The sequence below is a fragment of the Cohnella algarum genome (assembly GCF_016937515.1).
In the GTDB taxonomy this organism is placed as follows: domain Bacteria; phylum Bacillota; class Bacilli; order Paenibacillales; family Paenibacillaceae; genus Cohnella; species Cohnella algarum.
Genome location: NZ_JAFHKM010000002.1, coordinates 5,752,344 through 5,766,333, shown reverse-complemented (window position 1 = coordinate 5,766,333; position 13,990 = coordinate 5,752,344). Strand labels below are relative to the sequence as shown.

At 59.9% G+C, this 13,990-nt stretch carries 13 protein-coding genes and 1 pseudogene; 6 read left to right on the top strand and 8 right to left on the bottom strand.

Going from position 1 to position 13,990, the window contains the following annotated elements; genetic code table 11:
• Positions 1–297: 297 nt before the first annotated feature.
• The 4 genes and pseudogenes from JW799_RS26205 to JW799_RS26190 form a co-directional block, all read right to left on the bottom strand.
• Positions 298–1,506, bottom strand: a complete 1,209-nt coding sequence (locus tag JW799_RS26205; RefSeq protein ID WP_205432442.1) for an MFS transporter — start codon at positions 1,504–1,506, stop codon at positions 298–300.
• A gap of 30 nt (positions 1,507–1,536) precedes the next feature.
• Positions 1,537–1,988 (bottom strand): annotated as a pseudogene (locus JW799_RS26200) (MerR family transcriptional regulator).
• A gap of 134 nt (positions 1,989–2,122) precedes the next feature.
• Positions 2,123–2,380, bottom strand: coding sequence for a hypothetical protein (locus JW799_RS26195; protein ID WP_176220829.1), 258 nt, complete (start codon positions 2,378–2,380; stop codon positions 2,123–2,125).
• Between the two features lie 85 nt (positions 2,381–2,465).
• On the bottom strand, positions 2,466–3,044 hold the full coding sequence (locus JW799_RS26190) for a xanthine phosphoribosyltransferase (protein WP_080840901.1): 579 nt from the start codon (positions 3,042–3,044) through the stop codon (positions 2,466–2,468).
• Positions 3,045–3,192: 148 nt separating this feature from the next.
• On the opposite strand from JW799_RS26190, the gene JW799_RS26185 reads away from it, so the two are divergent.
• From JW799_RS26185 to JW799_RS26170, 4 genes are all read left to right on the top strand, one after another.
• Positions 3,193–4,008 (top strand): divergent polysaccharide deacetylase family protein, encoded by an 816-nt coding sequence (locus JW799_RS26185; protein ID WP_338026331.1) that lies wholly within the window; start codon positions 3,193–3,195, stop codon positions 4,006–4,008.
• Positions 4,009–4,193: 185 nt separating this feature from the next.
• On the top strand, positions 4,194–5,210 hold the full coding sequence (desA, locus tag JW799_RS26180) for a Delta(5) desaturase DesA (protein WP_205432440.1): 1,017 nt from the start codon (positions 4,194–4,196) through the stop codon (positions 5,208–5,210).
• A 117-nt stretch (positions 5,211–5,327) separates the two neighbouring features.
• A complete protein-coding gene (locus JW799_RS26175; RefSeq protein WP_205432437.1) occupies positions 5,328–6,479 on the top strand; it encodes a sensor histidine kinase in 1,152 nt (383 codons plus the stop codon).
• On the top strand, positions 6,476–7,075 hold the full coding sequence (locus JW799_RS26170; protein ID WP_080837915.1) for a response regulator transcription factor: 600 nt from the start codon (positions 6,476–6,478) through the stop codon (positions 7,073–7,075). The genes JW799_RS26175 and JW799_RS26170 overlap by 4 nt, the downstream gene beginning before the upstream one ends.
• Here the strand turns inward: JW799_RS26170 and JW799_RS26165 are convergent.
• Positions 7,068–7,892, bottom strand: coding sequence for an N-acetylmuramoyl-L-alanine amidase family protein (locus JW799_RS26165; RefSeq protein ID WP_240353410.1), 825 nt, complete (start codon positions 7,890–7,892; stop codon positions 7,068–7,070). The genes JW799_RS26170 and JW799_RS26165 overlap by 8 nt on opposite strands.
• Before the next feature lie 148 nt (positions 7,893–8,040).
• Between JW799_RS26165 and JW799_RS26160 the strand changes: the two genes are divergently transcribed.
• Entirely contained in the window at positions 8,041–8,250 is a 210-nt protein-coding gene (locus JW799_RS26160; RefSeq protein ID WP_080837916.1) for a YqzE family protein, read from the top strand.
• A gap of 553 nt (positions 8,251–8,803) precedes the next feature.
• Here JW799_RS26160 and JW799_RS26155 read toward each other — a convergent pair.
• A complete protein-coding gene (locus tag JW799_RS26155) occupies positions 8,804–9,949 on the bottom strand; it encodes a hypothetical protein (RefSeq protein WP_080837919.1) in 1,146 nt (381 codons plus the stop codon).
• 418 nt (positions 9,950–10,367) lie between these two features.
• Between JW799_RS26155 and JW799_RS26150 the strand changes: the two genes are divergently transcribed.
• Positions 10,368–10,565, top strand: coding sequence for a hypothetical protein (locus JW799_RS26150; protein WP_139787263.1), 198 nt, complete (start codon positions 10,368–10,370; stop codon positions 10,563–10,565).
• Between the two features lie 456 nt (positions 10,566–11,021).
• On the opposite strand, the gene JW799_RS26145 is transcribed toward JW799_RS26150, so the two are convergent.
• Positions 11,022–11,933, bottom strand: coding sequence for a YqhG family protein (locus JW799_RS26145; protein ID WP_205432435.1), 912 nt, complete (start codon positions 11,931–11,933; stop codon positions 11,022–11,024).
• Between the two features lie 19 nt (positions 11,934–11,952).
• Positions 11,953–13,800: a DEAD/DEAH box helicase gene (locus tag JW799_RS26140; RefSeq protein ID WP_420830661.1), complete on the bottom strand. Its 1,848-nt coding sequence runs from the start codon at positions 13,798–13,800 to the stop codon at positions 11,953–11,955.
• Between the last annotated feature and the right edge of the window lie 190 nt (positions 13,801–13,990).

Sequence of the window (13,990 nt, the reverse complement as noted above, 5' to 3'; positions counted from 1 at the left end):
CACATCGAGGGAAAACGGCGGTGGCGGCGGGCAAGTAGTGCATCCGGTGCACCACATCGAGGGGAAACGGTGGTGGCGGCGGGCATGTAGTGCATCCAGTGCACCACATCGAGGGAAAACGGCGGTGGCGGCGGGCAAGTAGTGCATCCGGTGCACCACATCGAGGGGAAATGGCGGCGGCGGGCAGGTAGTGCATCCAGTGCACCACATCGAGGGAAAACGGCGGTGGCGGCGGGCATGTAGCGCACCCGGTGCACTACTTGCGGAATCGAGGCCGGATGATCGGGCGATCGTTTGTCAGTGCGCGGAGCTCGCTTGGCCGATGTGCCGCAAATGCCGGCGGTTGGCCAGGATGAACAGCACGGAGGCGAGGACGAAGCCGCCGCCGACGAGGAAAGGGACGTGCGGGTTGTATCGCTCCGCGAGCTTCCCCGCGAGCCACGGCGCGATCGCTCCGCCGAGAAACCGCAAAAAGCTGTACGCCGCCGACGCCGTCGACCGTTCCACCGGAGCGGCCTGCATGACGGCCGTCGTAATGAGCGTGTTGTTGTTGCCCAGGAAGGCGCCGGCCACGATGACCGCAGCCGCGAGCAGCCAGCCGGTCGACGTCCAAATGCCCATCGCGAGCAGCGTCGCCGCGAACAGGACGAGCATGGCGCACATTGATGTGACCGTTCCGAACCGCGACTCCAGCTTGGGGGCGACGAAGACGGAAGTGAAGGCGAGCAGGAGCCCCCAGCCGAGAAAGACGTACCCGAGCCCGTGGGCGTCGAGGCCCATCACTTCCTCCATGACGAGCGGCGAGTACGCCAGCAGCGTGAAAAATCCGAAGTTGTACAGCAGCGCCGTGATGCCGAGAATGAGCAGGCTCCGGTGCTTCAGGGCGCGGAACGGATCGGCGAGCGACGTTTTCTTTTTGGCCGTCTGCTTCGACTTCGGCATCATGAAAAGCAGGAGCAAAAAAGCCAGCGCCATCAGGATGCTGACGCCGAAAAAAGGCCCCCGCCAGCTGATCGAACCGAGTTCGCCGCCGAGCAGAGGACCTACGGAAATGCCGAGCCCGATCGCCGACTCATACAAGATGATCGCCTTGGCAGTGCCCACCGTCGACAGCGACACGATCGCCGACAGCGCCGTGGCGACGAACAGGGCGTTGCCGAGCCCCCAGCCGCCCCGCAGTCCGATCAGCGCGCCGATGCTGTCGGAGGCGCCGCCGAGCGCGGCGAACGCGGCGATGATGACGATGCCGGCCAGCAGCGTCCATTTGATGCCGAGCCGGGACGATACGGCGCCGGTAATGAGCATCGCGACCGCCATGACGAGGTTGTAGCTCGTAAACAGCGAGGTGACCTGGCTCGGCGAAGCGTTCATTTGCGCCGCAATCGCGGGCAGAATCGGATCGACGAGGCCGATTCCCATAAACGCGATGATACTGGCGAAACAAACCGCCCAAACGGCTTTGGGCTGGTTGAAAAGATGTTGTCGTGTTTCCAATTCGGATGGCATGATGTTCTCTCCTTAAAAAGGGTTTTGCGTTCAATCTTTCTTTTCTTGAGCTTCCGCACCGCCCAACCGTTCGATCCCGGCCCGGACGCGCCCGTGAAATTCCTCGATTTCCTGACGCATTCGCAGCATTTTGTCCAGCTTCTCTCCGATGACGTCAAGCTGGCGGCGGACGACCGGTTCGATTTCGAGCAGCTTCCGCAGCTTCCGGCCGTCGTCGGCCAGCTCCCGGTATCCTTTCCGATGGTCCTCCAGCTCTTCGATAATGCCCAAATAATGCTGCAGCTCCTGCAGCGAAAAACCGAGCACGTCGCGCGCGTCGATCAGCCGCTTGAGCCGGTCGATATGCTCGCGCGTATACAGCCGAATGCCGCCCTCGCTTCGTTCGGGGGCGGGAGCAATCCGATTTCTTCGTAATAGCGGATCGTTCGTTTCGTTAAACCGCACGCCTTGGCGACGTCGTCGATTTTATACGTTTGCGTCATGCGCCGTTGCCTCCTTTCATTCCCATGATCCATTTTAGTTCACCTTAACGTTAACGTCAACTTTTGGGCGAAAAACGACAGCTCCCGTGCAAGCCCGAAGGCTCGGCGCGGGAGCCGCGTAAAATCGCACCGGATTAACGTTTTTTGCGCTGGCCGGAAGACCGGGAGCGGGAGGAACCGCGATAGTCGTGCGGATTCGAACCGCAAAAAACGTCTTTCGCCGTGACGGATACGACGTGGTGGGGGACCGGCACGCAGTGGTGGCGGCGGATCACTTCCACCTGATGAACGACGTTGACGACTTGCGGATGGTAGTAGTCCTCGTAGACGACTTCGGGCGGATCATACACGGTTTGCGCCGGGCAGAGGGAATCTTCTGGACACGAAGACAAGACATTCATCTCCTTTCGCTGGGTGTTTTACAATATACGAAGGGATGAATGTCTACGCTTGTATGAATGCCTAGTCCTCGTCTGCCTAACGATTTTCCGCGAATGTCACGACTCCGTCCGCCAAAGAGGCGACGCGCGCGAGCGATTCGACCCGGTAGCCGGCTTCCAGCAGCGCGGCGCGGCCGGATTGGAACGACTTTTCGATGACGATGCCGATGCCGGCGACCCGGGCGCCGGCCTGCTTCGCGATGCGCGCCAGCGCCAGCGCGGCTTGTCCGTTGGCCAGGAAGTCGTCGATGATGAGCACGTTGTCGCGTTCGTTTAAATAATTTCTGGAGACGGTGATTTCGTTCTCCTCCCGCTTGGTGAAGGAGTAGGCTTTTTCGGTCAAAAGATCGCGGTTCAGCGTCAGCGATTTGCGCTTGCGCGCGAAGATGAGCGGAACGTTCAGCTTCAAGGCGGTCATGACGGCCGGGGCGATCCCCGAAGATTCGATGGTCAGCACCTGCGTAATACCCTCTTCGCGGAAGAGGCCGGCGAACGTTTCCCCGATTTCGTCCATCAGAACGGGGTCTACGCGATGGTTCAGAAACGAGTCGACTTTCAGCACCTGATCGCCGATGACGATGCCTTCGGATCTGATTTTGCGGATGAGAGCTTCGATGGCGGGCGTCCTCCTTGCGCGCGTAATCTTGTTACCATTATACACGAACGTCCCCCGGGAAAAATCGGCCCGGGAATATTTCGCGGCCCGGCGAGCCAAAATGTAACCGAACGGCTTCCAAATAAAACCGGGGAGGAACGTGGATACGGTGAGAAAAAAAGGACTTTCGCGGCGCGCCCTGTCGTTTGGTTTGGCCTTTTTGATCGCGGGGACGGTCTTTCCGGCAAGCGTTGCGCCGGCATCGCCCGCGTTGCCGGGCTTCCCGGAAACGCCGCGGCAAGTCGCCATCGTCATCGACGACTTCGGCAACCGCATGAAAGGAACGGAACAGATGCTCGAGCTTCCGGTTCGCCTGACGGTCGCGGTCATGCCCTTTCTTCCGACGACCCGGCGCGATGCCGAGGAGGCGCACTCCAAAGGCCACGACGTCATCGTGCACATGCCGATGGAGCCGGTTCGCGGGAATCCGAAGTGGCTCGGCCCGAACGCGATTTTGACGTCGCTGTCCGACGGGGAAATTCGCGAACGCGTCGAAAAGGCGATCGCGGACGTGCCCCATGCGGTCGGCATGAACAACCATATGGGCTCCAGGGCGACGGCGGACGAGCGGGTCATGAGAATCGTGCTGCAGGTTTGCAAGGAAAAAGGGTTGTTTTTTCTCGACAGCCGCACGAGCCATCGGTCCGTCGTCTCGAAAGTGGCCGCGGAGCTGGGCGTGCCGACGATCCGAAACGACGTGTTTCTAGACGACGTCTATTCGGCCCGGCACGTCGCCCGGCAGCTCGGCGTCGTGCTGGAAAAGCTGGAAAAGGATGAAAAATGCGTCGTCATCGGCCATGTCGGCCCTCCCGGGCTCATTACGTCGGACGCGCTGAAATCGGCCATCCCGCAGCTGCAAAAGAAAGTCAAGTTCGTCACGCTGTCGCAATTGGGGCCGGACCTGGTCCGAAAAGCGGCGGGCTGACAGCGATATGGCCGGCTGAGGGCGCCTCCGGGCGCCTTTTTTTGCCGGGCGCGCCCGGCGAACCATGACATTTGTCATCCCCGTCTCCTGACGTTTATGACTACAACGACGACGCCCGATTCCTTACGATAAGAATATAGACGCGTCGCGCGGGGACCCGCGTTTTGACGAGGAGGAATCGTACGATGATGAAAGCCAAGCAAGCAAGCTTGAGAAAAGAAGTCGCCGTTTTCGAGAAAACCGACAAGCGAAAAAGCGCGAGTCAGCTATTCAATACGACGGTGCCGCTGCTGCTGCTGTGGACGGCCGCCTACCTGAGCCTGTCCGTCTCCTACTGGCTGACGCTCGTTTTCGCGATTGCGGCTGCCGGATTCGTCATCCGTTTGTTCATTATTTTTCACGATTGCTGCCATCAATCGTTTTTCAAAAGCCGGCGTGCCAACGATATCGTCGGAACGATCGCCGGCGTCATTACGCTCTGCCCTTACGAACAATGGAAAAACACCCACGCGATCCACCATGCGACGAGCGGCAATCTGGAAAAGCGGGGCATCGGCGATATTTGGGTCATGACGGTGAACGAGTACGCCGCGGCTTCCCGGATTCGCCGCCTCGCCTACCGGCTGTACCGGAATCCTGTCGTCCTGTTCGGCCTCGGCCCGATCGCGCTGTTTCTGATCCAATACCGCTTCAACCGCAAAGGAGCGAAGCGCAAGGAGCGCATCAGCACGTACGTCACCAATATCGCGCTCGTCTCGCTTTACGCGCTGCTCATGTGGGCGCTCGGCTGGGAAGCGTTCCTGCTCGTGCAGGCGCCGGTTTTTTTCGTCTCCGGCTCGCTCGGCATTTGGCTGTTTTACGTTCAACACCAATTCGAGGAATCGTACTACGAGCATGACGACGAATGGAGCTATGTGAAAGCCGCCGTCGAAGGCAGTTCCTTCTACAAGCTTCCGAAGCCGCTTCAATGGATTACGGGCAATATCGGCTATCATCACGTGCATCATTTGAATCCGAGGGTGCCCAATTATTATTTGGAAGAGGCGCACAACGCGACGCCTCCGCTGCACAAGGCTACGACGATTACGCTGCGCACGAGCCTGCAGTCGCTCCGGTTTCACCTGTGGGACGAAGAAGCGGAAACGTTCGTCAGCTTCAAGGCGTGGCGAAACCGTCCGGCCCGGCCCGACGCCGCCGCATAGCGGGAGAAAGAGCTCCCGGCGCCAAAGGGGCGGATGCCTTCGATGGCCCGGCGGAATCGGGATATGGTAAAATAGGAGCGACCGGCTAGCGGACATCCGGCACAAAGGTGGGCCGTCATGCAGAAATGGTACCAGATTTTCACGAGGAATACAGGACTTAGCCCATATGTTTGGGTTGTGTTCTGTATTCTGCCGTTTTATTTCATTTTGCGCTCGTCGTCTCCGTACGAAATTGCTGTCGGCATCGTCATGATTTTTCTTTTTTTCGGCTGCTACATGATGTCCTTCGTCACCAAGGGATGGTGGGTCTATTTCTGGACCAGCATCCAGATCGTGATTTCGATCGTGATGACGATGGCGTACGGCTACGTTTATTTTTCGATTTTTCTCGCCTTTTTTATCGGCAACATTCAAAACAGGGTCGGTTTCTTTACGCTGTACTCGATTCATCTGCTGTCGACGTTCGTCAGCGTCAATTTCGGCATTTTCGTATCGAAGCAGGTGTTTCTCAACCAGTTTCCGTTTATGTTCGTCTGTCTCGTCGCCGTCATTTTGCTGCCGTTCAGCACGTATTACCGGAATAAACGCGGACAGCTGCAAGTGCAGCTGGAGGACGCGAACAAGCGGATCGCCGAGCTCGTCAAGCAGGAGGAGCGGCAGCGGATCGCGCGGGATTTGCACGATACGCTCGGCCAGAAGCTGTCGCTTATCGGGCTGAAAATCGACCTCGCCGGCAAGCTGATCGACGCGGACCCGCGGCGCGCGCAGGCGGAGCTGGCGGATGTCCGCCAGACGGCCCGAACCGCGCTTAAGGAAGTCCGGGAGCTGGTGACGGAGATGCGCGGCTCGCGCCTGTCCGACGAAATCTTTCGGGTGAAGCAGATTTTGTCCGCGGCCCATATCGAATTCAGGCTGACGGGCGAGCCTTACTTGAATACGATATCGATGCTGAACGAAAACGTTGCGGCCATGTGTCTCAAGGAAGCGGTCACGAACGTCGTCAAGCACAGCCGCGCCGACATCTGCTCCGTCGATATCGAGCCTTCGCCGACGGAGCTTACGATCCGGGTAACGGATGACGGGATCGGATTTACCGGGAAAGAGGGCCGCGCCCGCGGCAATGGCTTGCGGGGAATGGCGGAAAGGCTCGAATTCGTCAACGGCAGCCTGGAGATTATATCGAGCCAGGGAAACGGAGCCGCGTTAATCATCAAAGTGCCGAACCTGACGAGACAGGCCGGCGCGGGGAAGGAGGACGATTTGCCATGATTTCCTTGATCATTGCGGAAGATCAGCGGATGCTGCTGGGAGCTCTCGCTTCATTGCTCGAGCTCGAGGAGGATATGCGCGTCGTCGGCCGGGCCGCCAACGGCGAGGAAGCCGTCGCCCTGGCCCGGCTTCATCGGCCCGACGTCTGCATCATGGACATCGAAATGCCGGTCAAAAGCGGGCTGGAAGCGGCGGAGGAGCTGAAAGGCACGGGCTGCAAGGTGATGATCTTGACCACTTTCGCCCGCGCGGGATACTTCAACCGGGCGCTGAAAGCCGGCGTCTCGGCTTATCTGCTGAAGGACAGCCCGAGCGAGGAGCTGGCGAATTCGATCCGGCAGGTGATGGCCGGTCAGCGGATTTTCGCGCCGGAGCTGATGGACGAGGTGTACGGCGAAGAAAATCCGCTCACCGAGCAGGAGAAGCGGGTGCTCGGACTGATCGCGGACGGCAAAAACACGAAGGAAATCGCCAGCCAGCTGTACATTACGACCGGAACCGTGCGAAACTACATTTCGGTCATTTTGGACAAGCTGGGCGTCAGCAACCGGATCGAAGCTATCACTCGGTTCAAGGAGAAGGGCTGGTTCAAGTAGTCACGCAGCGATAAGCGAAAATGCCTTCGGCTATGGCCGCCGCCACCCGGGTTTGCCCGTGCGAGCTCGTTAGCATCGCCCGGTCGCCCGCATGGTTCAGGAAGCCCGTTTCGACGATGACGCTCGGCACCCGAATCCGGTTCAGCACGTAATATTTGCCTCCCGCCTGCGGGAGTCTTTTCGTGTTTTGCTGACGGTTCAGCGACTGCTGGATGAACGAAGCGAGCAGGGCGCTTCGGCCTTCTTTCTGGTGAATGACGAGAGGGCCGCGCTTGCTGCCTTTCGGCGACCAATTGACGTGAATGCTGACGAACGTTCGCGCCTCGATTTCCTCGGTCAAGCTGCCGCGCTGGGACAAATCCCGGCTGTGGCGCGAAGCGCGGTGCCAGCGGTTTTCGTCGCTCAGCGCATAATCGCCGGTCCGGTTCAGGACGGCGCGCACGCCGTGGCTGCGCAAAATCAAGTAAAGCTTGCGCGCGATGGCAAGGTTGATATCCTTTTCCATTACCTCTTTGTAATGCGTTCCGGAATCGATGCCGCCGTGTCCGGCATCGATCAGCACGTCCGCGGCGGGCAGCGAATGCGGCAAAAGCCCGCGCGCGGGGACGCCTGCGCCCTCGGGCCCGGCCGGGGGCAGGCCGCCTTTTGCGCCGGCCATGGGCCCGGCGGCGGGCACGCTGTCTTTCGCGCCGGTCGTGAGCCCGGCCGAAGGCACGCTGTCTTTCGCGCCGGCAGCCGCGGCCGGCGAATACAGAAGCAGGAGCGCAAACGCCGCCGATAAGGCGGCTCGGAGCGCGCGGTTCATGGACGACCTCATCGCTTTTCCTTCCTTCGTTAGCGGTTTGCTTTTTCTAGATTGGCTCGGGAAGGTGGCTCTCATGCAGGTTCGCGTAAAACTCTGGCCGTTTGGAAACGTCTCCGGCGGGGCATCCTATAGGCAGTGAGCCGACAAGGAGGCGGATGGAATGGGCGACGGATTGGAATGGCTGAAGCTGCTGACCAACCGGTTTGCGGCATATTTGACGACTCCGGCGGAAAGCAAAAAAGAGCAAAAGCAGCGCCGGAAGCAGGCGCGCGAGCCTTGGGGCGTCCGCTGGTTCGGATTGCTCGCGGTAGGCGTTCAGTTATGGTGGCAGGAGCGGAAAAAAAACAAGCCGCACGTTCCCGGTTCGTGAATCGGGAGCGCCGCGGCTTGTTTAACTTGTTTGCAGTTAAGGAAGTTTAATTCTTCACGGCGTGAAAGCGCTCAACGCAAGCTTACGCGGCACAGGCGCACCGCTCGCCGACGGCTCGGCCCCTCCGCGATCGGTTGAGTCGTGGCGACTCATCTCAACTGGCCAAGCGCACGCTTCCGTAAGCAGTTGAGTAAAAATGACTCATGTCGCCGCCATCGCGCGCCCGCTGCCGGTACGGTTGAGTCGTGGCGACTCATCTCAACCCGCCAAGCGCACGCATCCGTACGTATTTGAGTAAAAATGACTCATCTCGCCGCCATCGCGCGCCCGCTGCCGATCCGGTTGAGTCGTGGCGACTCATCTCAACCTGCCAAGCGCACGCATCCGTAAGCAGTTGAGTAAAAATGACTCATCTCGCCGCCATCGCCCGCCTGCTGTCGATCCGGTTGAGTCGTGGCGACTCATCTCAACCCGCCAAGCACACCCTTCCGTAAGCTGCTTAGTAAAAATGGCTCACCTTACACCCTCTTCATATAACGGACAGCGTTTTTTATTATAGATAAAACAGTCCTAGTTTCTTCAGCGTATCTGCCGGGATAAAGCGGATCCCGTTCATGTCGATTGCCAGATCCAGCCGCTGCGGGGACCACTGGTGATAACCGACGACGGGCTGGGCATACAGCATCGATTCGCCGAAAGGGGAAACGACGAACCGCAAATGGCCGCTCTGCTCCAAGCGGGTTTTCACTTTGGCGTCGTCCGCTCCGTCGAACGGACTTTCGTTCATGAGCCAGGGAAGGCGTTCGTAAGGATCGAACGTTTCGTTAAGGACGAAACGGCCGGAAGCCGCTTTCGGATCCGGAGAAGCGCCTGGCACGTAAGAGGCTGCGTCGGCCGTCAGCTTGCGCCGCAGCTCGTCCCAGCCCGAGACGCCGATCGGCAGCAGTTCGCCGGTCTTGGCGTCGAGCCAGTAGGTCTCGCTTCCGACGCGCGCTTCCCACATCGCCGCGAACGGATGAAAATAATGCCGGACCGCGCGGTATGATTCGGCGCGCGCTTGGGAGGCGGTGATGAGCCCGTTTTCCTCCAGCGAGCGCCTCAGCGCGGCCGCGTCGAACAACGGCTGCGGCCCGGCGCCGTATTCGCCGAGCCGGTACGATCCGTCTTCGGCGGCGTAGATGACCATGTAGCCGACCGGCTTGCCGTTATTGCTCACGGTGGCGAGCCATGCATGCGTTCCCGGACCGAGCGGCGCGATTTCCGCCGTCGCGTCTTTCCATTCCGCGAACGCCGGCTCCCGCGCCAGCCGGTTCATCCATTCCGCCGCCGCGGCCCGAAGCTTCGCTGCCGTTCCTTCGGCCGCCGGCCGGAGCGAAAGCGCGCGCACGTCCGGCGGCGAGCGGAAGGAAGCCGCGGCCAGGCTTGCGGCCGCGGCTGCGCCGGGCGCGCCGTCAGTGCTCGCCGGGGCGACGCTAAGCGCGGCGGAGGTGCGGATCGCCGCCGCGGGAGAAGCCGCGGGTGCCGCCGCCGCGGGGAAAGCTGCCGCGGGCTCAGCCGTCACGAGGAGATCCCCCGCGGAAGCCGCTATAGCGGGCAGTTCCGCCGCGGAAGCCGTCGTCGCGGGGAGATTCGCCGCCAACAGCAGGGCGATGGCGGCCGTCCATCCGGTTGCGGCGCGCGTCATTTTGCTGATTTTCATTTGCACGTCACCTGCCTACGTCGATAATGAGGGGCTACGTTGGAAAATATCCAATCAGGAAAGGGAAATCGGACAAAATTCGATCCTACGCTGGAAATCATCCAACCAAGCGGACCGATTTTTCGAAAAAGTCGCTTATGTCAGGTTTTTCGTTGGACAAAATCCAACCAGGCCCGGCGAGTTTGAAAAAGCGGCTTTTTTCGTTGGATGAAATCCAATCTAGCCGATGATGAGTGTACGAACAGGTTTGCTGGTAAGGTGAAGCACAGCGTATTCATTGGAGAAATCAATCTAGCCGATGATGTGAGTACGAATAAGTTTGTTGGCAAGGTCAAGCACAGCTTTTTCGTTGGACGAGACCCAATCGAGCCGGACGCCGAGAACACGAACAGGTTTGTTCATAAGGCGAAACGGCGTATTGGTTAGAAAAATCGAATCCGTCGACGTCCGCAACAATCCTGCAATTGTCAGCCTTTTCCTGCAAATCGTGGGCGTATGGAGCATTTTGATGCCAAAATGCAGGTTTTTCTGGCCGATCACGCAGAAAATGGGCATAGGCTCCGGTAAAGCCTGCACTTTCGCAGGAATTTTGCGCTTAGTCGGTCGTTATGCTTAAAAAGGATGCGGGTTTGCAGGTTTTGACCTGCGCCGTCACCATCCGATAACCGCGCAGGAAATTGGCAGGCGAACCGCCGACCGAAAAGTCAATCGAATCGCCAATCGAACCGCCAATCGAACCGCCAATCGAACCGCCAATCGAACCGCTAACCGAACTGCCGCCGAAAAGTCAATCGGAACCACCGATCGAACCGTCAACCGAAGCGCCAATCGAACCGCGCAGATCGGAACCGCCTTATGAATGCGACCGCTATCCAAATCGCAGGGGAAAGCCCGAATCAACCGGGTTCAGAGTCATGCTGGCCACGTCATGTCCCCAAGCCTGCGGGGCTGGCTGCGCCCCGAAGCCCTACTTTCCATGTTAGCGGACAAGCCCCGCCGATGCTGTTGAACGGTGTCCGCGTTTTTTCGCCGAATGGGGACGGTTATGTCGATTGCTGCTCGTTTTTCCCTTTTACCCGATTCCGGGAAGATGAAAAATGCCGCAATTGATGACGGACATACTTACGCGCGGGCGATACTGCCAGTCGATTTCTTCGGCCCGCTGCCTGAGTCTAGCCTGGAGCGCTTCCTTCTGCTCGCCCTCCGCGCGTTCGATCATCGGCCGGTAATACGATTCGAGCCTGTCGAGCTCGTCGACCCTCCGTTCCTCGGCTTCGACCGCCCAGGCGAAATCGTACGTTTTCAGCTTGCGTTCCAGCGCGTGCTCCAATTGGGACATCGCTTTGCGCAGCGAAAGCCCGTTGGGCAGCAAATGCACGTTGGCCGGCAGCCGCGGGGTCATGCGCTTTTCGCTAAGCCGATCGAGAAACGTTTCGTCGATGACGCCCGTCGCAAGCGAGATGCCCCAGCCGAACAGCTCCTCGCGCTTCATGTCGCATTCGAAGCCGACCTTGAAATTCGCCCCGAGCCAAGCGGTATAAGGGACCGATCCGAGCGGGCCGACGGCGGCGCGCTTCGAAGGCTCCTCAAACATCGTGACGCAGCGGCCGGCCTTTTGCACGGATTCGAAAAATTGATCGAGCCGCCGCGAGCCGAAGTAGACGTCCTCCGGGATCGCGCGCGGGCCGGAAGCCGGCATTGCCGGCATGGCGGCGCCCGCCGGGGGCTGGCTTCCGGGCGGGTCCGCGGGCGAGGAGCCGGCTTCCTTTTCGGCGGGGTGGCCGAAGCTCCAGCGATACGTCATCGTTTCCGGCGCGGCGCCGGTGCGGTCGACGAAGCTCCAGTAGTACGGCCGGTTCGTCAGCGCCCGGTCCGCTTCGGGCGAAAGCCGGACGACGACGTGCGCCGGGCTTTTTTCCAGAATGTCGCTGCCCGTTGCTTCCAGGTAAGACATTACAAAGCGCTGCACTTGCTTTGCGTTCATGTGTCGATGGCTCCCGTTTCTAGGATTTGCGCTGCGCGAGCAGCGAATCGCCCAGCCCGTCGATCCGCAGGCGAAGGTCCCGCTCGTCGGCGGATTCGAGCACCATTTTGGCCAATCTGCGCTCCAGCGATTCCTCGCGTTCCATCCGTTCCACGATTTCGTCGAGCTCGCCGATGACCATCTGGAACATGTTGATTTTCTCGTGGAGCAGGTGCACGATATGCTCTTCGATCGTTCCGACGGTGCACAGGTTGAAAATTTTGACGTCCTCGGTCTGGCCGAGCCGGTGAACCCGACCGATCCGCTGCTCCACCCGCATCGGATTCCACGGCAAATCGAAGTTGACGATATGGTGGCAAAACTGCAGGTTGATTCCTTCGCCTCCCGCTTCGGTGGCGACCAGCACCTGCGCCCTGCGGCGGAACAGGTCCATCATCCAGTCTTTTTTGCCCCGGTTCATGCCTCCGCGGTAAGGCACGGCGGACAGTCCGCGCTCCTGGAAGTAGCGGATGAGATAATCCTGCGTCGCCCGGTATTCGGTGAAGACGATCACCTTTTCCCCGATGCTTTCGACGAGCTGCATCGTCGCTTCAGCTTTCGTATTCGACTTGATGTTGCGGATAAGCTCGACCAGCTCCCAGATCCGGTTGTGCAGCGGGGAGTCGGGCGGCGTTTTTTTGGACAGATTGATCAGCGTCAAAAAGACGGCGTCGCGGCTCGAGCAAACCTCGCGCTGCAGCGTGACGAGCGAGAGCATGCTGGCCAGATCCCCGCGTTCGGACCTGGCGTACTCGCGGACGTACTGCGTCACCCCGTCGTACAGCGCCTGCTCGTCCGCCGACAGGCGAAGGGGGACGTTCGCGACCGAGCGCTTCGTAAATTCAACGCCGCCGTCGCTGCGGCGGTTGCGGATCATGACCTGGCCAAGCGCGGCTTGCAGCTTGTCCTCGTTTTTGGCCTGGCGGCGGCCTTCGACGAAGTTGGCGGCGAATTCGCCCTCGCCGCCGAGCTGGCCGGGCTTGAGCAGCGTAATCAGGTTGTACAGCTCCGACAAATCGTTCTGAACGGGGGTGGCAGTCAGCAGCAGGCAATATTTTTTGCGGAGCTCGCTGACGAACTGATAGTTGCCCGTGTTTTTGTTTTTCAGCTTGTGCGCCTCGTCGATGATCAGCATGTCGTATTCGCTGTCGCGCAAATAGGCGCGGTGCGGGTCGCGCTTGGCCGTATCCATTGAAGCGACGACGATGTCGTTGTTCCAATGATAAAGCTTCTTGTGAGCGATCGCCGGAATGCCGAATTTGCCGTTCAGCTCCCGTACCCACTGAAGCACGAGGGAGGCGGGAACGAGGATCAGGACGCGGCGAACGAGACCGCGAACGAGATATTCCTTGAGCACGAGCCCTGCTTCAATCGTTTTGCCGAGTCCGACCTCGTCCGCCAATATCGCCCTGCCTCTCATCTCGTGCAGGACGCGGCGCGCCGTTTCGGTCTGGTGGGGGAGCGGGGTGAAGCCGGGCAGCAGCCGCATGCACTGCAGCTCGCGGAAATCGGACACGCGGCGCGCTTCCTCGGCCTCCCATGCCATCCGGTACAGCGACCAGTCGTCCCAAGGGCCGTTGCGTTCGATCCGGCGCTCCAATTCCTCGAACGAGCTACGGTCGACGTGAAGTTCGACAAGCGGGTGCAGTTTGCGCGGCGGCTGGGCCGGCGCCGTTTTGTCCGGGAAGCCGGCGTGATCGGCAGCGGAACCGGAGACGGGGACCGAAACCGAAACGGCAACCCCGCGGTTTTCCGCGATCGGCTGGGGGATCGGAACGTCGGAAAGGGCCGGAGATCCGGCGGGCCCTTCGGCAGGTTGGATAGGCAAGGTGCTGTCCTCCTCTTCTCGCGCGATGCGGCTTTCTCTTCTTCTCTTTTGATTTTAGTATGAGCAAACGGAACCGTTTCAAACCCGCTTCGGAAGGAAAAGGGAGAAAATAGGAGCATTCGGGACCCTGCTTGTTTTCTTCCGGGAACAGGACGGACGAATGCTCCGATCGGTCGATAGAAATACAAGA